Source organism: Pseudoduganella sp. HUAS MS19, from assembly GCF_053615455.1.
The window spans coordinates 4,221,719-4,238,186 of record NZ_CM132133.1 but is presented as its reverse complement, the minus strand read 5'-3'; the positions used below and the strand labels follow the sequence as shown (position 1 = coordinate 4,238,186).

General features: G+C 64.7%; 13 protein-coding genes. 8 read left to right on the top strand and 5 right to left on the bottom strand.

The window, feature by feature from the left end; genetic code table 11:
- Positions 1–16: 16 nt before the first annotated feature.
- The 5 genes from ACWBU6_RS19135 to ACWBU6_RS19115 all read left to right on the top strand — a co-directional run bounded on the left by ACWBU6_RS19135 (position 17) and on the right by ACWBU6_RS19115 (position 7,311).
- The gene (locus ACWBU6_RS19135; RefSeq protein WP_452644985.1) at positions 17–1,318 is read left to right on the top strand and encodes a DUF3422 family protein; all 1,302 of its coding nucleotides are present in this window, start codon (positions 17–19) and stop codon (positions 1,316–1,318) included.
- Complete coding sequence (locus ACWBU6_RS19130; RefSeq protein ID WP_452644984.1) at positions 1,315–2,454, top strand: esterase-like activity of phytase family protein; 1,140 nt, start codon at positions 1,315–1,317, stop codon at positions 2,452–2,454. The genes ACWBU6_RS19135 and ACWBU6_RS19130 overlap by 4 nt, the downstream gene beginning before the upstream one ends.
- A 99-nt stretch (positions 2,455–2,553) precedes the next feature.
- Complete coding sequence (locus ACWBU6_RS19125) at positions 2,554–3,165, top strand: glutathione S-transferase family protein (protein ID WP_452644983.1); 612 nt, start codon at positions 2,554–2,556, stop codon at positions 3,163–3,165.
- The gene (locus ACWBU6_RS19120; RefSeq protein ID WP_452644982.1) at positions 3,162–4,040 is read left to right on the top strand and encodes a pyridoxamine 5'-phosphate oxidase family protein; all 879 of its coding nucleotides are present in this window, start codon (positions 3,162–3,164) and stop codon (positions 4,038–4,040) included. Before ACWBU6_RS19125 ends, ACWBU6_RS19120 begins: the two co-directional genes overlap by 4 nt.
- A gap of 19 nt (positions 4,041–4,059) precedes the next feature.
- A complete protein-coding gene (locus tag ACWBU6_RS19115; protein WP_452644981.1) occupies positions 4,060–7,311 on the top strand; it encodes an EAL domain-containing protein in 3,252 nt (1,083 codons plus the stop codon).
- Here ACWBU6_RS19115 and ACWBU6_RS19110 read toward each other — a convergent pair.
- Both ACWBU6_RS19110 and ACWBU6_RS19105 read right to left on the bottom strand, forming a co-directional pair.
- Complete coding sequence (locus ACWBU6_RS19110) at positions 7,308–7,691, bottom strand: response regulator (RefSeq protein WP_452644980.1); 384 nt, start codon at positions 7,689–7,691, stop codon at positions 7,308–7,310. The two genes, ACWBU6_RS19115 and ACWBU6_RS19110, sit on opposite strands and share 4 nt — an antisense overlap.
- Entirely contained in the window at positions 7,684–8,178 is a 495-nt protein-coding gene (locus ACWBU6_RS19105) for a GAF domain-containing protein (RefSeq protein WP_452644979.1), read from the bottom strand. The genes ACWBU6_RS19110 and ACWBU6_RS19105 overlap by 8 nt, the downstream gene beginning before the upstream one ends.
- A gap of 93 nt (positions 8,179–8,271) precedes the next feature.
- Between ACWBU6_RS19105 and ACWBU6_RS19100 the strand changes: the two genes are divergently transcribed.
- Positions 8,272–10,659, top strand: coding sequence for a penicillin acylase family protein (locus ACWBU6_RS19100; protein ID WP_452644978.1), 2,388 nt, complete (start codon positions 8,272–8,274; stop codon positions 10,657–10,659).
- Here ACWBU6_RS19100 and ACWBU6_RS19095 read toward each other — a convergent pair.
- Positions 10,649–11,539, bottom strand: a complete 891-nt coding sequence (locus tag ACWBU6_RS19095) for a dienelactone hydrolase family protein (protein WP_452644977.1) — start codon at positions 11,537–11,539, stop codon at positions 10,649–10,651. The genes ACWBU6_RS19100 and ACWBU6_RS19095 overlap by 11 nt on opposite strands.
- A gap of 99 nt (positions 11,540–11,638) precedes the next feature.
- Between ACWBU6_RS19095 and ACWBU6_RS19090 the strand changes: the two genes are divergently transcribed.
- On the top strand, positions 11,639–12,568 hold the full coding sequence (locus ACWBU6_RS19090) for a sensor domain-containing diguanylate cyclase (protein ID WP_452644976.1): 930 nt from the start codon (positions 11,639–11,641) through the stop codon (positions 12,566–12,568).
- On the opposite strand, the gene ACWBU6_RS19085 is transcribed toward ACWBU6_RS19090, so the two are convergent.
- On the bottom strand, positions 12,548–13,717 hold the full coding sequence (locus ACWBU6_RS19085; protein ID WP_452644975.1) for an acyltransferase family protein: 1,170 nt from the start codon (positions 13,715–13,717) through the stop codon (positions 12,548–12,550). The genes ACWBU6_RS19090 and ACWBU6_RS19085 overlap by 21 nt on opposite strands.
- A gap of 174 nt (positions 13,718–13,891) precedes the next feature.
- Between ACWBU6_RS19085 and ACWBU6_RS19080 the strand changes: the two genes are divergently transcribed.
- The gene (locus ACWBU6_RS19080; protein WP_452644974.1) at positions 13,892–15,451 is read left to right on the top strand and encodes a sigma-70 family RNA polymerase sigma factor; all 1,560 of its coding nucleotides are present in this window, start codon (positions 13,892–13,894) and stop codon (positions 15,449–15,451) included.
- On the opposite strand, the gene ACWBU6_RS19075 is transcribed toward ACWBU6_RS19080, so the two are convergent.
- A complete protein-coding gene (locus ACWBU6_RS19075) occupies positions 15,446–16,462 on the bottom strand; it encodes a metallophosphoesterase family protein (RefSeq protein WP_452644973.1) in 1,017 nt (338 codons plus the stop codon). The genes ACWBU6_RS19080 and ACWBU6_RS19075 overlap by 6 nt on opposite strands.
- Between the last annotated feature and the right edge of the window lie 6 nt (positions 16,463–16,468).

The following is a 16,468-nucleotide window of genomic DNA, read 5'->3' as shown; positions in this document are numbered from 1 at the left end:
CACCGAGCCCAGCCCAATGAGTATCGTGTTTTCCAGCCTGAACCACGCGCAGCGTGTGCCCCTCGCTGCCGAAATCCACTCGCGCCCCTTCCTGAAACTGGACGCGCCAACCCTGCTGACCCACTTGGCCATCATGGGCGAACAGGCGCAGCAGGAGTTGCTGGCGGAGCTGTGTGGCCATTTCGGCGTGACGGCGCCGGCAGCGGGCGGAAAATACTTTAGCCATGACTTTGGCCGCTTTCGCCTGAAGTGGGAACTGCACACGGAATTTGCCACCTTCACTTTCGCGGAAACGGTGGCCAGCATGCCGCTGCCGGAAGACGCTTTTGGCAGCATGCCCTCGCGCCACCTGCCGGAACAATGGCTGCTGCGGCTGCAGGGCAGGGTGCTGGTGGCGGCGCATGTGCTGCTGGGGCGCCCGGGCGGCATGCAGCATGCCTTTGCCGAGAGCCTGCAGCGCCTGTTCCAGGGCGCCCCCCTGGCAGGCAGCCAGGTGATGAATGGCGGCGAAATGTGGACCGATTTCGCCATTCACGCCGATGGCTTCAGCCGCTTCGTGGTCTGCGACGCGGGCATGCACGAACAGCAGTCGGGCCGCCTGGTGCAGCGCGTGCTGGAAATCGAAACCTACCGCATGATGGCCCTGCTTGGCCTGCCGGTCGCGCAGGACGCCACGCCGGAACTGAACAAGGTTGAAGCCGAGCTGGCGACGCTGGCGGGCGCCCTGGTGGAAGCGGACGGCAAGGTTGATGACGGCTCCACCGAGCGGGCGCTGCTTGACCGCATCACCCACCTGGCGGCGCGCATCGAAAAAGTGTCGGCCGACACCAGCTACCGCTTCGCCGCATCCAAGGCCTATTTCGGCCTGGTCAACGCGCGCATCGACGAGTTGCGCGAATTGCGTATCGAAGGCACGCCGACGGTGGAGGAATTCATGGAGCGCCGCCTGGCGCCCGCCATGAAGACGTGCGAAGCCGTGGCCGCACGCCAGGAGGCGCTGGCCGGCCGCATCGCCAACTGCAACGACCTGCTGCGCACCCGTGTCGGCATCGTGCAGGAAGCCCAGAACCGCAAGATCCTGCAGTCGATGAACGCGCGCGCCGCGCAGCAGCTGCGCCTGCAGCAGGCGGTGGAAGGCCTGTCGGTGGCGGCGATCTCGTATTACGTGGTGGGCCTGATCGGCTATAGCGCCAAAGGCGCCAAGGTGATGGGATTTGCCGTCAATCCCGAGTTGCTGATGGGCGTCATGGTGCCGGTCGTGGCGGCCGGCATGTGGATCGGCTTGCGCTGCATGCACAGGCGCCTGCACCGCGCATGAGGCGCCTGGCCTTTTGCGGCGCCGCGCTGGCAGCGGGGCTGGCGCTGGCGGCGTGCGCACCTGCTTCGCGCCACGCCCCGGCTTCCACCGCGTCCCCGGTCGGTGCACTGCGTTTCATTGGAGAGCAGCGCGTGGCGCACCAGGCCATATTCCGCGACACCATGCTGGGCGGCTTCTCCGGCCTCGATTTCGATGCGGCGCGCGGCCGCTGGGTCATTGAATCGGATGACCGTTGCACCCACAATCCGGCGCGTTTTTACGAGGCCGAGCTCGATTTCGACGCCACTGCCTTTCGCGCGGTGCGCTTCACCGGCCTGCATTACTTCCTGAACGCCGACGGCAGGGACTTTGCCGCCACCAGCGGCGGCTGCGCACGCGCCGACGTGGAATCGGTCCGCATCGACCCGCTGGACGGCAGCCTGTGGTATTCGAGCGAAGGCGACCGCCGCCATGGCCTCGATCCATTCATCCGCCATGCCGCGCGTGACGGGACGCTGCTGTCCGAACTGCCCTTGCCGGATGGTTTCAGGGTTCACAAGGATCAAGCGCGCGGTTCGCGCTACAACGCCACGTTCGAAGGCCTCGCCTTCGCGCCGGATGGCCGCAGCATCTGGGCTTCCATCGAGTCGCCGCTGTATGAAGACGGCCCGCTCCCGACGCCGCAGCACGGCGCAATGCTGCGCATGACGCAATTCCGGCGCGACGGCCAGGTAGTGCGCCAGTTCGCCTATCCGCTGGACGCCATTCCCGCCGAACCGGGCCCAGGCAAGGAAGCCGAGAACGGCGTCTCCGAAATCCTGGCGCTGCCCGACGGCGAGCTGCTGGTGCTGGAGCGCGCCACGGTGCAAGGCGCCGATGGCGCCTACAGCAATTACATCCGGCTGTACGCTGCCGACGCGCGCGCGGCAAGCGATGTGCGGTCCGTGCCCGGCCTTGCCGGTGCGCAGTATGTCCCGGCCCGAAAGCGGCTGGTGCTGGACTTCCGCAAGCCGGGCCTGCCGCGCATCGGCAACCTTGAGGCCATGGCCTTCGGCCCGCGCCTGCCGAACGGCCACGCCACGCTGGTGTTTGCCAGCGACGATAACTTTGGCAAGGGCCAGGTCACGCAATTCCTGCTGTTCGAAGTGCTGCCCTGAGCATTATTGCGCCTGATGGAATGGTGAATTGCCGCTGGCGGTGATTCTCATCATCGCCGACATGGATCACACTCGCATCATTACTTGAAAGGAGATCCGATGAAGCTGTACTACCACCCCATTTCCGGCCACGCCCATCGCGCCCACCTGTTCCTGTCCCTGCTGGGCCTTGATTTCGAACTGGTGGAAGTCGACTTGCTCAAAGCCGAGCAGAAAACCGCAGCCTTCCTCAAGCTGAACCCCTTTGGCCAGGTACCGGTGCTGGAGGACGACGGCGTGGTGATTGCCGACTCCAACGCCATCCTGGTCTACCTGGCGACCCGCTACGGCAATGCCGGCTGGCTGCCGCAAGACCCGGTTGGCGCCGCCGCCGTACAGCGCTGGCTGTCGGTGGCTGCCGGTGAAATCGCCAGCGGTCCGGCCACCGCCCGCATCATCCAGCTGTTCAAGAAACCGCTCGACCCGGCCGAGGCCATCGCCCGCGCCCATCGCATCCTCGGCCTGGTCGAGGGCAGCCTGGCGGGCAGGGAATGGATCGCGGGCGGCGGGCCGACCATTGCCGATATCGCGCTGTACAGCTACATCGCCCGTGCGCCGGAAGGCAATGTCGACCTGTCGGCCTACGCCGGCGTGAACGCCTGGCTGGAACGCATCGAAGCGCTGCCGCGCTTCCAGCCCTTCCTCAAATCGCCGGTCGGGCTGGCAGCATGAACGGGCCCTGGCACGCCGGCGAGATCGCGCTCCAGGCGACGCTTGGCGCGGTGGAGCGCATGGACGACATCGGGCGCAAGGTGATCCGCGACTATATGCCGGACCAGCACCGCGACTTTTTCGCCCAGTTGCCCTTTGCCGTGTTCGGCAGCGTCGATGGCGAAGGACGCCCGTGGGCCACCTTGCGTGCCGGGGAAGAAGGCTTCATGCATTCGCCGCATCCGCAACGCCTGCAGCTGTTGCTGCCGGCCGAGCGCGCGGACCCGGCGCAGGCCGGCTTGCGCGATGGTGCGGCGGTGGGCATGCTGGGGATCGAGCTGCACACGCGCCGCCGCAACCGCCTGAACGGCCGGCTGCGCGCGCTGGGCGGCGCGCAGTTCGAGCTCGCAGTCGCCGAGTCGTTTGGCAACTGCCCGAAGTACATCCATGAACGCAACTACCGCTTCGAGCGGGCGCCGGGCGAGCCGTCCGGCCTGCCGCCGCGTCAGCTGCCGCAGCTCGATGCGCTGGCGCGCGACCTGATCGGGCGCGCAGGTACTTTCTTCGTCGCAACGTATTCCGGCGCAGGCGAAGAGATGCGCGTTGACGTGTCGCATCGCGGCGGCCCGCCGGGTTTTGTCCAGATCAGCAGCAGCGGCAGCCTGCTGGTGCCGGACTACGAAGGTAATCGATTTTTTGCCACTCTCGGTAACATACTGCTGAATGGCAGGGCCGGGCTGGTGTTCCCGGACTTTGACAGCGGCGGTTTGCTACAGATGAGCGGAACGGCGCGCGTCGCTCTGGACGGAACCGAGCGGCATTGGGAATTCCAGCCGCAACAGCTTGTGTGGCGGGAAGATGCATTGCCGCTCAGATGGGCGCTGCTAGCAAAATAGTTCTGTTACCATCGCTGGCATGGATAGGGCTTCTCTCGCTTCGCCGGGAAGGACCAGGCTGGATGCATTCGCTGCGGTGTATGAGCACAGCCCCAACCTGGCTTTCATGATGGATGCCGAAGGCACATTGCTTGCCGCGAACGCCCATGCGCGGCGGTTGGCAGATGAGCTCGGCGCCGGGGAGAAGGCGTTTGGCCTGTTCCGCAGCTGGGCTGCCGCGGAACTGCGCGACGATGCCATCCCCGAGGCCAAGCTGCGCGGCGTCTGGCGCGGCGAACTGGCGCTGTGCGAGAAGGGCGGCGACGGCGCCCCGGTGACGCTGGCACTGGAATACTACGCCGGCCATGGCACCCAGCCCGAGTGCTTCCGCTGCATCGCGACGCCGCTGCCCGAGGCCGACTCGTACGGCTCACGGCTGCGCTTCAAGCGCCTGTTCGACCACCATCCGCACCCGATGTGGGTCTATGACGTCGGCTCGCTGCGCTTCCTGGTGGTCAACCGCGCTGCGGTGGCGGTCTACGGCTACAGCGAAGAAGAATTCCTCGAGATGACAATCGAGGATATCCGTCCCGATCACGAACTGCAACGCCTGCGTGACGACCTTGAAGCTTCAGCGCAGTCGGCGGCGCAGCAATCGGGCACCTGGGCCCACCGCTGCAAGGACGGCCGCCTGATCGAAGTGGAGATTTCCTCGCATCCCTTGCTGATGGCCGGGCACAAGGCGCGCTTCGTGTTCGCCCACGACGTCACCCGGCGCCTGCGCATCGAAAAAGCCCTGCACGAATCGCAGGAGATGACGCAACTGGTGGTCGACCACATCCCGCACCAGATCTTCTGGAAGGACATGGACTTGCGCTATCGCGGCTGCAACGACGTGTTCCTGCGTGCGGCCGGCCTGCCGTCGCAGGAAGCCGTAGTGGGCAAGAGCGATTTTGATTTCCCCTGGTCGCATAACGCGGAGCGCATCCGCGCCGACGATGCGATGATCATCCGCAGCGGCGTGCCGCACCTGAACCGCGAAGACCACCTGCTGTTCGCCGACGGCAGCGTGCACTGGTTCCTGATCAACAAGCTGCCTTTGCACGACCAGGCCGGCAAGACCATCGGCCTGCTTGGCACCATTGAGGATGTATCGGAGCGCAAGCAGGTCGAGTTGATGCTGCAGCTGCATAACCGCGCGCTCGAATCGAGCGTCAACGCCATTGCCATCACCGCCATTCACGAAGGCAGCGATACGATCGAATACGCCAACCGGGCGCTGGCCGAACTGACCGGGTATGCGGCCGGCGGGCTGGACGGCCGCAGCCTGGAGCAATTGCTGGCCGACCCGGACGACGCGGCGGCGCAAACCGCGCTGCATGAAGCGGTGCATGGGCAGAGCGATGTGCAGCTCATGCTGCGCGGCCGCCATCGCGATGGCCGCAACTGGTGGGCGCAGCTGCACGTGGCGCCGGTTGGCGGCAGCGAGGGACAGCACACGCACCGCGTTTGCGTGCTGACCGACATGACGTCCACCATGGACTACCAGGCGCAGCTCGAGCACCAGGCCAGCCACGATGCGCTGACCGGGCTGCCCAACCGCAACCTGTGCGGCGACCGGCTGGCGCAGGCGATCAGCTACGCGCAGCGCTACAGCCACACGGTGTGGGTAGCCTTTCTCGACCTCGACAACTTCAAGCTGGTCAACGATAACCTGGGCCACGAGGCCGGTGACCAGTTGCTGCGCACCGTGGCCAGCAGGCTGCGCGGCTGCGTGCGCGATACCGACACCGTGGCGCGCATGGGGGGCGACGAATTCGTCCTGGTCCTGCTGGACGGCCACGACGCGACGCCGTCGCAAGCCATGCTGCGCAAGATCCTGGACAGCATCGCGGCGCCGATGCAGCTGGCGGGACAGGAGCATACGGTGACCTGCAGCATGGGCGTCGCGCTGTATCCCGCCGACAGCAGCGAACCGCAGCTGCTGATGCGCTTTGCCGACATTGCCATGTACCGTGCCAAGGAGAATGGCCGCAACCAGGTGCAGTTCTACGAACCGGCCATGCATGCACGCATCGTCGAGCGCGCCGCCATCGAAAACGAATTGCGCGGCGCCCTGGCGCGCGGCGAGATGTTCCTGGTTTACCAGCCGAAGATGAATGTGGCCAGCGGAGAAATTTCCGGGGTCGAGGCGCTGCTGCGCTGGCGCCACCCGACCATGGGCCTGATTCCGCCGGGCCGTTTCATCGGGGTGGCGGAGGAAACGGGCCTGATCGTGGCGCTGGGACGCTGGGTGATCCACACCGCCTGCGCCCAGAACAAGGCGTGGCAGGACGCCGGACTGCGGCCGCTGCGAGTGGCGGTCAATGTCTCGGCCCGCCAGTTCCGCGACAAGGGCCTGGCCGACGAGGTGGTGGAGGCGTTGCGCAGCACCGGCTTGCAAGCCCAGTACCTCGAGCTGGAGCTGACCGAGAGCATGATGATGCAGAACGCCGACGAGGCGGTGGTCACGGTACAGCGCTTGAAGAAGGTCGGGGTGGGCATCTCGATCGACGATTTCGGCACCGGCTACTCCAGCCTGGCCTACCTCAAGCTGTTCCCCATCGATTACCTGAAGATCGACCAGTCCTTCGTGCGCGACATGCTGGGCGACCCTACCGTGGCGGCCATCGTGCGCTCGGTGATTTCGCTGGGCCACAGCCTGGACTTCCGCATCATTGCCGAAGGGGTGGAGACGGAAGGACAATTGGCCTACCTGCAGCGCTACAACTGCGACGAAGCGCAGGGCTACCACCTCAGCCAGCCGATCATGCCGGAAGCCTTCGCCGCCTTGCTGAAGCAGGAGCAGTCGCGCCAGCCGGCCCTGCGCCCGGCGGACGAGCGCAAGGGCACGCTGCTGCTGCTTGACGATGAGCCGAATGTGCTGTCGTCCCTGATGCGGCTGTTGCGCCGCGACGGCTACCAGATCCTGGCGGCGCACAATGCGCAGGAAGCGTTCTCCTTGCTGGCCACGCACGAAGTGCAGGTGGTGGTCAGCGACCAGCGCATGCCGGACATGAACGGCACCGAGTTCCTGAGCCGGGTGCGCAAGCTGTATCCGGGCACGGTGCGCATCATCCTGTCCGGCTACGCCGAACTGGAGTCAGTGCTGGGCGCCATCAACCGCGGTGAGATCTACCGCTTCTATACCAAGCCCTGGGACGACCAGGCCTTGCGCGACAATATCCGCGAAGCCTTCCGCTACCATGCGCTGATGCACGGCGGCGACAGCCACGCGCCGACCGGCACCTAGTGGCCCGATAGTGCGGCGAAAGCGTCCAGCAGGGCGCGCGCGCGGAAGGGCTTCAGCACGATGCGGTTGATGCCGCGCTCGCGCAAGGCCGCCAGCAGCGTATCGTCGGAGCGCGATGCCAGCACGGCCAGCGGAATGCGCGGCCGGCTGGCGCTGTGGCCCTGCCGCACCAGGTCCAGCAGGGACAAGTCGAAGGCTTCGCCGGCATCGATCGAGATCAGGGCGCCGTGGAAGGGGCGCTGGGCCAGGATCTGGCGCGCCACGGCGCTGCTGGAAGCTTCCTGCACTTCAGCCAGCCCCATCGAGCGTGCGGTCAGGGCCGCCGTACGGCGCAGGATGTTTTCCGGTTCGACCAGCAGCATCTGCTTGAGTTCAGGCATGGCTGGCCTCCAGTTCCTGCACCACCAGGCTGCGCAAGGTCGAGAGGATGGCCAAGGCAAGTGGATCGAGCTGGCGCGGCCGCGTATCGATGATGCACAGGGTGCCCAGCGCATAACCGTTAGCCAGGATCAGCGGCGCGCCGGCATAGAAGCGGATATGCGGTGGGCCGGTCACCAGCGGATTGTCAGCAAAGCGCTGGTCGAGCAGGGCGTCTTCCACCACCATGATTTCGGAGCGCATGATGGCATGGCCACAAAAGGAGATGTCGCGTCCGGTTTCGCAGGTCCCGCCCAGACCGATGGCCGCCTTGAACCACTGGCGGTTGGTATCGAGCAGGGAGATCAGGGCAATGGGAACGTCAAATTCTTCGGCTGCGAAAGCCACAATTTTGTCGAAGCGTTCCTCGGGTGGCGTGTCGAGCAGCAATAGCGCATATAAAGCTGCCAGCCGCTCGGCTTCGTTGGAAGGTGTAGGCGCAGGGATCATGGGAGTCACTGTAGCACGGTTAAACAATTTCGCTGCCGTTCCTTTTGGTTTTCTGGCAAGATTTAAGGCAACACAATAATACTGGGGCCGCCGATGGCGAAGTTATGGCTGAAACGTCTTGTCCTGGCCATCCTGGCGCTGTTGCTGGCGACAGTGCTGGGACTTTGGTTCTTCTTGCGCGGCAGCCTGGCCCAGCTCGATGGCCGGCGCACTGGCGCCGGGCTGGCCGGCAACGTGACCGTGACCCGCGACGACAAGGGCGTTCCCTCCATTGCCGGCGGCGACCGCAATGACGTGGCTTATGCCACCGGTTTCGTCCATGCCCAGGACCGCTTTTTCCAGATGGACCTGCTGCGCCGCATGCCGGCCGGCGAACTGTCCGAGCTGTTTGGCGAGCAGGCGCTCGAGACCGACCGCATCCACCGCCTGCACCGCTTCCGTGCCCGTGCCACGCAGGCGATCGAGGTCTTGCCGGCTGCCGACCGCCAGCTGCTGGAACGCTATACCGCGGGCGTCAACGATGGCCTGAATGCGCTCGGCAACCGTCCGTTCGAGTATGGCTTGGTCGGCGTCGGTCCGCGCCCATGGGCACTGGAAGACTCTTTCCTGGTGGCCTGGGCCATGTATATTGATCTGCAAGTGACTGGCATCGGCCGCGAGCTGGCGCGAGGCTGGCTGAAAGAGCATGCCAACGCCGAACAACTGGCTTTCCTGCTGCCGGCCAGCACCCAGTGGGATGCGCCGCTCGATGGCGCCAGCCCGCCCGCGCCGGACGCGCAGATCCCGTTTCGCGCGCCCGACTGGTGGGGCAAGGGCGTGGCCGGGGAGCCAGCCACCCTGGCCGCGGCGGCGTTTGTCGACGGGGTCGGCAGCAACAACTGGGCCGTGTCGGGCAAGCGCAGCAGCACTGGCGGCGCCATCGTGTCGGATGATATGCACCTGGGGATCAAGCTGGCGAACACCTGGTACCGCCTGCTGCTGCAGGTGCCGGGCCAGCATGGCAGCACGCGCCGCATCGTCGGCGTCAGCATTCCGGGCGTGCCGGCCGTGGTGGCAGGCAGCAACGGCAATGTGGCCTGGGGGTTCACCAACAGCTATGGCGACTATGTCGACCTGGTGGAAGTCGGCTCGGCCAAGGACCGGCCCGGCCAGGCCAAGCTGCCGGGCGGCTGGGAAACGCCGCGCGAGCATGACGAGACCATCCTGGTCAAAGGCCAGCCGGCTGTCATCCTGAAGGTCCGCGAGACTTCACTGGGGCCGATCATGCAGTCCGGCGGCCGCGACTATGCGGTGCACTGGGTCGCACACGAAGTGCAGGCAGTGAACCTGGCGATCCGCCATATGGAGCAGGTGAACAGCGTGGCCGAAGCGCTGGCGCTGGCGCCGAAGGTCGGCATGCCGGCGCAAAACCTGGTGGCCGGCGACAGCGACGGCAATATCGGCTGGACCATCGCCGGCCCGCTGCCACAACGGCCGGCAACGCCGGTCGATGCCAGCTTTCCGCTGTCGGCCAATGGCAGCACCCGCGGCTGGCAAGGCCTGCTGCCAGCCGCTGCCTATCCCTCGGTGCGCAATCCGGCCGATGGCCAGCTGGTCACGGCCAACAGCCGCCAGCTGCTGGGCGCCGATTCCGTCAAGCTGGGCGACGGCGGCTTCGACATGGGCGCCCGTGCCAAACAGGCGCGCGATGCGCTGGCCGCCCTGGGCGACCAGACTGACGAAAAGGGCGTCTATGGCGTGATGCTGGACGACAGGGCGCTGTTCATCTCCCAATGGCGCGACCGTGCGCTGGCCGTACTGGATGCGGAAGCGGTGAAAGGCAAGCCGCAGCGCGCCGAGCTGGCGCGCCTGTTGAAGGAAAGCTGGAATGGCCATGCCAGCGTGGATTCGGTGGCTTACCGCGCCAGCCGATCCTTCATGTGGTCGCTATACGAGCTGCTATATGGCGGCGCCAATATCGAACTGGCCAGGTTGAACAAGGATGCCAATATGCGCGCCGCCTCCAGCCGCTGGCCGGTGGTGCTGGGACGCCTGCTCGATGAGCAGCCGGGCGGCTGGCTGCCGCAGGGTTATGCGGACTGGAAGGCCTTGCAACTGGCGGCGCTGGACCGCACCATCGGGCACCTGACGGCGGGCGGCAGGCCGCTCGCTGCCGCCACCTGGGGCGCGCGCAACAGGGCCGCGATTGCGCACCCGATTGCGGGCGCGGTGCCGCTGCTGAAGAAGTGGCTCAGCGTACCGCCCGACCAGTTGCCGGGCGACAGCAATATGCCGCGCGTGGCCGGTCCGGCATTCGGCCAGTCCGAGCGCATGACGGTGTCGCCGGGACGCGAAGAACAGGGCCTGTTCAATATGCCGGGCGGCCAGAGCGGCCATCCCTTGTCGCCGTTCTTCCTGGCCGGCCATGGCGACTGGGTGGCGGGTAAGACCACGCCGCTGTTGGCCGGGCCGGCCGTGCACACGCTGACATTTACGAAGTAGCGACGTGCTTGCGCAGGAAGCCCACCGTGCGCTGCCAGGCCAGCCTGGCAGCGGCTTCATCGTAGCGCGGTGTGGTGTCGTTGTTGAAGCCATGTTCGACGTCAGGGTAGACGAAGTGCTCATAGCGGGTGCCGGCCGCCTTCAGGGCCGCCTCGTAGGCCGGCCAGCCGGCCAGGATGCGCGTGTCGTTGCCGGCATCGTGAACCAGCAAGGGCGCCTTGATCTTCGGCACGTCGGCCGCCGGCGGCTGGGCGCCGTAGAAGGGCACGGCTGCGGCCAGGTCGGGCACCATGGTGGCGAGGTAGTTGGCCATGCCGCCGCCATAGCAAAAGCCCAGCACGCCGACCTTGCCGTTGGTATCCGGGTGGCCCTTGAGGATTTCTACGGCGGCCAGGAAATCGGCGCGGGTCTTGGCCTGGTCCAGTTTAGCAAACAGTTCGCGCGCCTTGTCTTCGTCGCCGGGATAGCCGCCCAGGGGAAACAGGGCGTCCGGTGCAAAGGCCAGGAAGCCATCAAGCGCCAGGCGGCGGGTGATGTCCTCGATATGCGGGTTCAGGCCGCGGTTCTCGTGCACCACCAGCACGGCGGGCAGCTTGCCCCCGGCAGCGGCCGGCCGCACCAGGTATCCGCGCAGCTTGCCATAACCTTGCGGCGAAGGGTATTCCACGTAGCTGGCCTGGATGCGCCTGTCGTCGGCCGCCACCAGCGGAGCGGCGAAGCTGGGGGCCAGGGCCGCCAGCAGGCTGGCGCCGGTAGCGCCGGCCACCGCATGGCGGGTGGCGGACGCGATGAAGTCGCGCCGGCTCAACTGGCCGTGCACGTACTTGTCGAACAGTTCCAGTACTTCCGGTTCAAAATCCTTGGCGGTCAGGCGTGTCATCGGCGGTCTCCCGGTAAATTAGCGCTGTCAAGTCTACCCTGACCGGTGCATAATGACATTTCGATTTCGAGCCGGAACCAGCTATTGATGAGGCAAGCAATGATGAACGATTTTGCGGCCGCTTCCAAGGCCACCATGCAGTTTCTTCGGCAGCGCCTGGGTTTCAAATTGTGGATGGTCACTCGTACCGACGGGAAAGACTGGATCGTGCTGTTTGCCGACGATCATGGCTACGGCGTCAAGCCTGGCCAGGCTTATAGCTGGGCAGAAACCCTGTGTTCGCGCATGGCTGAAGGGCAGGGGCCGCACATCGCGCCCGACGTGGCGAACGAGCCAGCCTATGCGCAAGCCCCGATCACCGACCACATCACGATTGGCGCCTATGTCGGCGTGCCGCTGCGGCGTGCCGACGGCACCCTGTTCGGCACCCTGTGCGCGATCGACCCGGAACCGCAGCCAGAACGCATCCGCGAAGACAAGGACATGGTGGTCCTGATGGGCGAACTGCTGGGCGGCTTGCTGGAGGCCGAGCTGGCCGGCACCGAGGCGGTGCGCAAGGCCGAGCGAATGGATGTGGACATCACGCGCGATGAACTGACCGGCCTGTACAACCGGCGCGGCTGGGACATGCTGATGGTGCGCGAGGATGAGCGCTGCCGCCGCTACGGACATCCGGCTTGCGTGGTGTCGATCGACCTGGATGACCTTAGGTTTTATAACGATACCCAGGGTTATGCTTCGGGCGACGCGCTGCTGATCCGCTGCAGCAAGGCTCTGAAGGAAGTGACGCGCGGCTCCGACGTGGTGGCGCGCATGGGGGGCGACGAGTTTGCCATGCTGATGGTCGAGTGCGACTATTTCGACGCCCAGGCCATGCTGCTGCGGGTGCAGGAGACCCTGGCCGGCTACGACGTGCGTGCATCCATCGGCATGGCGATGCGCAAGCCCGGCATCGACCTGGAAGAAGCCCTGGCGATTGCCGATGCCGAGATGTACCGCGCCAAGCGCTCACGCAAGGTGCTGAACTGACCCATCTTTCGCGGCAGGCGCCATGACTGCCGCTTTCCCTACGCCGAACAGCGGCTGCAGCAGCGGCACGCGGCGTATCACTTCGAATATCCCAAAGCTGATGGCAAACGTCAGCACCACGATCAGCGCGCCTTCCGTCACCGGCGCGAGGCTGGCCGCACGCAACGCCATGGCCAGGCAGATGATCAGGGTCTGGTGCAGGATGTAGACGGGGAACACGGCCTGCGTCAGGTAGCGCCGCCCGGCGCTGTCGAAGTTCAGGTGGCGGTGGCCGAAGCCGCAAACGGCGACGATGCCGCTCCATTGGCACAGTGCGTAGATGGTGCGCACCAGCGGCAGCCAGTCCTTGTAGGTGTCGCCAGTCGCGTAAAAGAAGATGATGGACGACCAGCCCGCAAGGAAGAATCCGAGCGCGGCAAAGCGCACGTTCTCCAGGCGCTGCCAGAACTCGCCGCGGCGGACCATTGCCGCGCCCAACAGGAAGAAGGGCAGGCTCATGGCATGGTTGTGCCAGTCTTCCGTCAGGTTATGCGTGTGCGGCCAATGCGGCAGGAGCAGGATGCGGCCGGCGGCAAGGAAAGCCACCGGCAGCACGAACAGCTTCCAGCCTTGCAGGTGGCGCAGCAGCCAGCAGCCCAGGCCTTGCACGCGGCAGCTGCCAAAGGCGGCCAGCAGCAAGGTGTACAGCCACAGGTAGGGCAGGAACCAGAGGTGGTTCCAGGTCGGCAGGTCGAGGCAGCCGTTGTGGTCGCAAAAGCCGTGGTAGGCACGCAGGTAAAGCTGCATGAAGTCGAAATAGCTGCCCTGGTAGGCGACGTCGGACACCACTTCAAAGTAGGATTGGGGCGGCACAATGATGACCATGCCGAAGATCAGGGGAACCAGCAGGCGCCTGCTGCGCTCCTTGACCAGGCCCTTGCCGCCCAGCGTGTCGAGCAGGCTGGCGGCCGCAGCGCCGCCGATCAGGAACAGCAGGCACATACGCCAAGGCGAGGACAGCAGCATCAGCGGTTCGATGGCATCGCTGGGGTGGGGCGCCTTGACGTGCCAGTCCCAGGTTACGTAATACATGCCGGTGTGGTAGAGCACGAGCAGGAAGAAAGCGCCGATGCGCAGCCAGTCGAGGAAGTACAGGCGTTGGTTTTGCATAATGGTTTGGCAGGGGGGGATATGGGCCCAGCTTAGGGAAACCGGTCTTGCCAGGCCAGCAATAAGTGGCGAACAGCATTTTGTTGGGGCGAACACATTTATTGAGCAGGATTTCAACCAGTTGCCGGGCGCGCTGCAATATGGATGTATTGAGTGCCCCGATTGGAGATATTGATGAGTGCGTTGGCGTGCCCCAGGGATTTCCTCGAGTACGAGCCGCTGTTATGGCGCGTGCTGAGCAAGTTGGTACGGGATGGTTACCACATCCAGCCGCATGACGCCCGCGACCTGGTCCATGACTTTTTCCTGGAATGGGAACAGCTCAACAGCCGCTTCGACGCGGCCAAGGGCGATTTTGCCCCCTACCTCGCCACCGCCTTTTATCGCTTCGGCCGCCGCCGTCAGTTGAAACTGCACCGGCTGCGTTCGCGCGCCGTCGATATCGAGGAATGCCTCGACCTGGCCGCGGCCGATCCTTTGCCGCTGGAAGCTGCCGAAATGAAGCAGCAGGTTGCCCAGCTCAAGGCGGCCATCGCGCAATTGAGCGCCGCCGAACAGGCACTGCTGGCCGATTTCCTGTCGGACTATGCGCCCGGCGAGCGCGAACTCGCTGAGAAACATCATCTCACGCGCTACCGCTTGCGCGACCAGTTGGCTGCAACGGTCAGCCGGGTCGCGCTGCAACTGATGGAGGCACGGCCGCAATCGACCGATGCCGATATCGCGTACCGGGTTTGGGTCATGGACCAGACGCCACGCATGGTGGCCGCCGAACTCGGAATGTCAACCGAACAGGTAAACCAGGCCAAGGCACGCTTTGCGCAAGCACTGCTGAACTCAGTGCGGCATGCCGTACAGCCTGATCGCCAGAGGAGAAAGATCATGCCGCACCTCGAAATACTCAGGAAAGCACTGATTGCTTTCGACGACAACGAAGCGCTGGAACGCTTGCGCGTCCATGCTCCGCAGATTCGCGAGGCACTGGAAGAGCAGGACATGGAACTGGAGGCGTCCGAGTGCCAAGCCCTTGCCAGCCATCCGGAATGGATGGCGCGTGTCTATGCTGCGTTAGGCGAGCATGACCTGCCTCCGGCGGAGACTGACGATCTACAATCGGACATCGCGGCCATTCTCGCCGACGAGCAACAGGTGATTGCGGACGCCTGGGCTGCGCTCCTCGACAAGCTTGATGAGCTGCGTCCGTCCACGCGAATGGGCAGTTGGGAAATGGCGCTTAAAGCCGCCGGCAAGCCAGAGCGCGATTTGCTGCAGCATCTGCGCACGTATCACTCCTCGTGTCGCGCAGGCGATCCGGCGGCCGAGCGCCTGCTGCAATACGGCTTAACCCCGGGCATGGTATTCGAGGCCTTGCGGGGTATTGAATTGCTTTTCAACCGATCCCTGCGCCGCGCCGGAAATGAAGCCGCCCCCCATCTGTCCGTGGCGGACGGCCTGCTGGTAAAGGATGGCAGCAAGAGCATCGTCGTCAACCGGAAATGCCTGGATTTTGATGTGGCGGGAACGCTGGATCTGGAGCCTGGCCTGGTTTGCCCACTTGCGAACAGCTTGTTCTGCATGCTTCAGGTTTCGCCACTGCTGGTGAATGGCTATCAATATGTTGGGGACAACAGCTTCCTCAAATTGCCGCGGATGAAGGAGCAGGGCGGCTTCCTGTCGAGGGATCTGCTCATCCGCCGCTGGTGCGCTGACACATATGAGCTTGCTGCCCTATAGCAAGGCAAACTGCCGCGGCGGATAGGTGGGCAGGAAGCCCGTCGCCGTACGGACGTAGGTCGTTGCCGACCATTCGAGCCTGCCTTCGACGTCGAAGATGCGATGAAGTATCAATGAGTTGGGCTTGAGGATGGCCATGTGCTGCTTGCGCAGCCGACGCCGCCATTTGAGGGGAACTGTGTCGAACTGGGTGGTCGAACCGGCACCGCATTCCCAGCACTCCCTGCTGCCTGCATAATGACGGCGCATTGAAGCCGAATGGGTGTGGCCGCACAGGATGACGCGAATCCCATGTTGCGGCAAGAAGCGGTCAAGTTCGGCTTTGGTGCTGGCTGTCATCGCCAGTCCGAAATTGGTCCAGGTGAGTGCATGGTGGATGACGAGCACGCGGACTTCAAAGTCTTCCTGCGGGGCGAGTGCCTGGTCGAGCTTGAGCAATTGCGAACGGAAACTGCCGCGTGCGAATGCGCGCTGGATGGAGTTTGGTGGCACGTCCGCATCAGAGTCGATCTCGATCAAGGTCAACACGTGGCCTTTTCGTCCCAGAGGAATGGTGCGGAAGGCGGGCAGTGAGCGAATGAAGTAATGGTAATAATTGGAAGGGGTAGCGCCGATCGGTAGCGCGACTCCTGCCCAGTGATCATGATTTCCGGGAATCGTGAGGGTGTTGCCGCCAGTATGCAGGCCCACAAAGCGGCCGTTCGGGGGGCTGAGATCGATCTCGCTTTCAAAGAAGCGCCGCGCTAAAGCCAGTTCCGGCGCATCGCCTTGGCGGCTAAGGTCGCCAGTGACAATGATCTGGAATTTTTCGTCATTATCGCGCATGCCATTGACGAATTCCGCGAGCTCGCGCAGTGCTTTGGCGTGATGTCCGAGCAAACCATCAAACAGCGGAAAGTTGTCCAGCCCGAGTTGTACGGCAGCACTGACGGCGGCGTCGCCCGTAGTCGGGTCGATGCTTCCGATGTGCAAATCGGAGATATGCAGCAAAGTCGCAAGTGGTCTTGACATGATGGC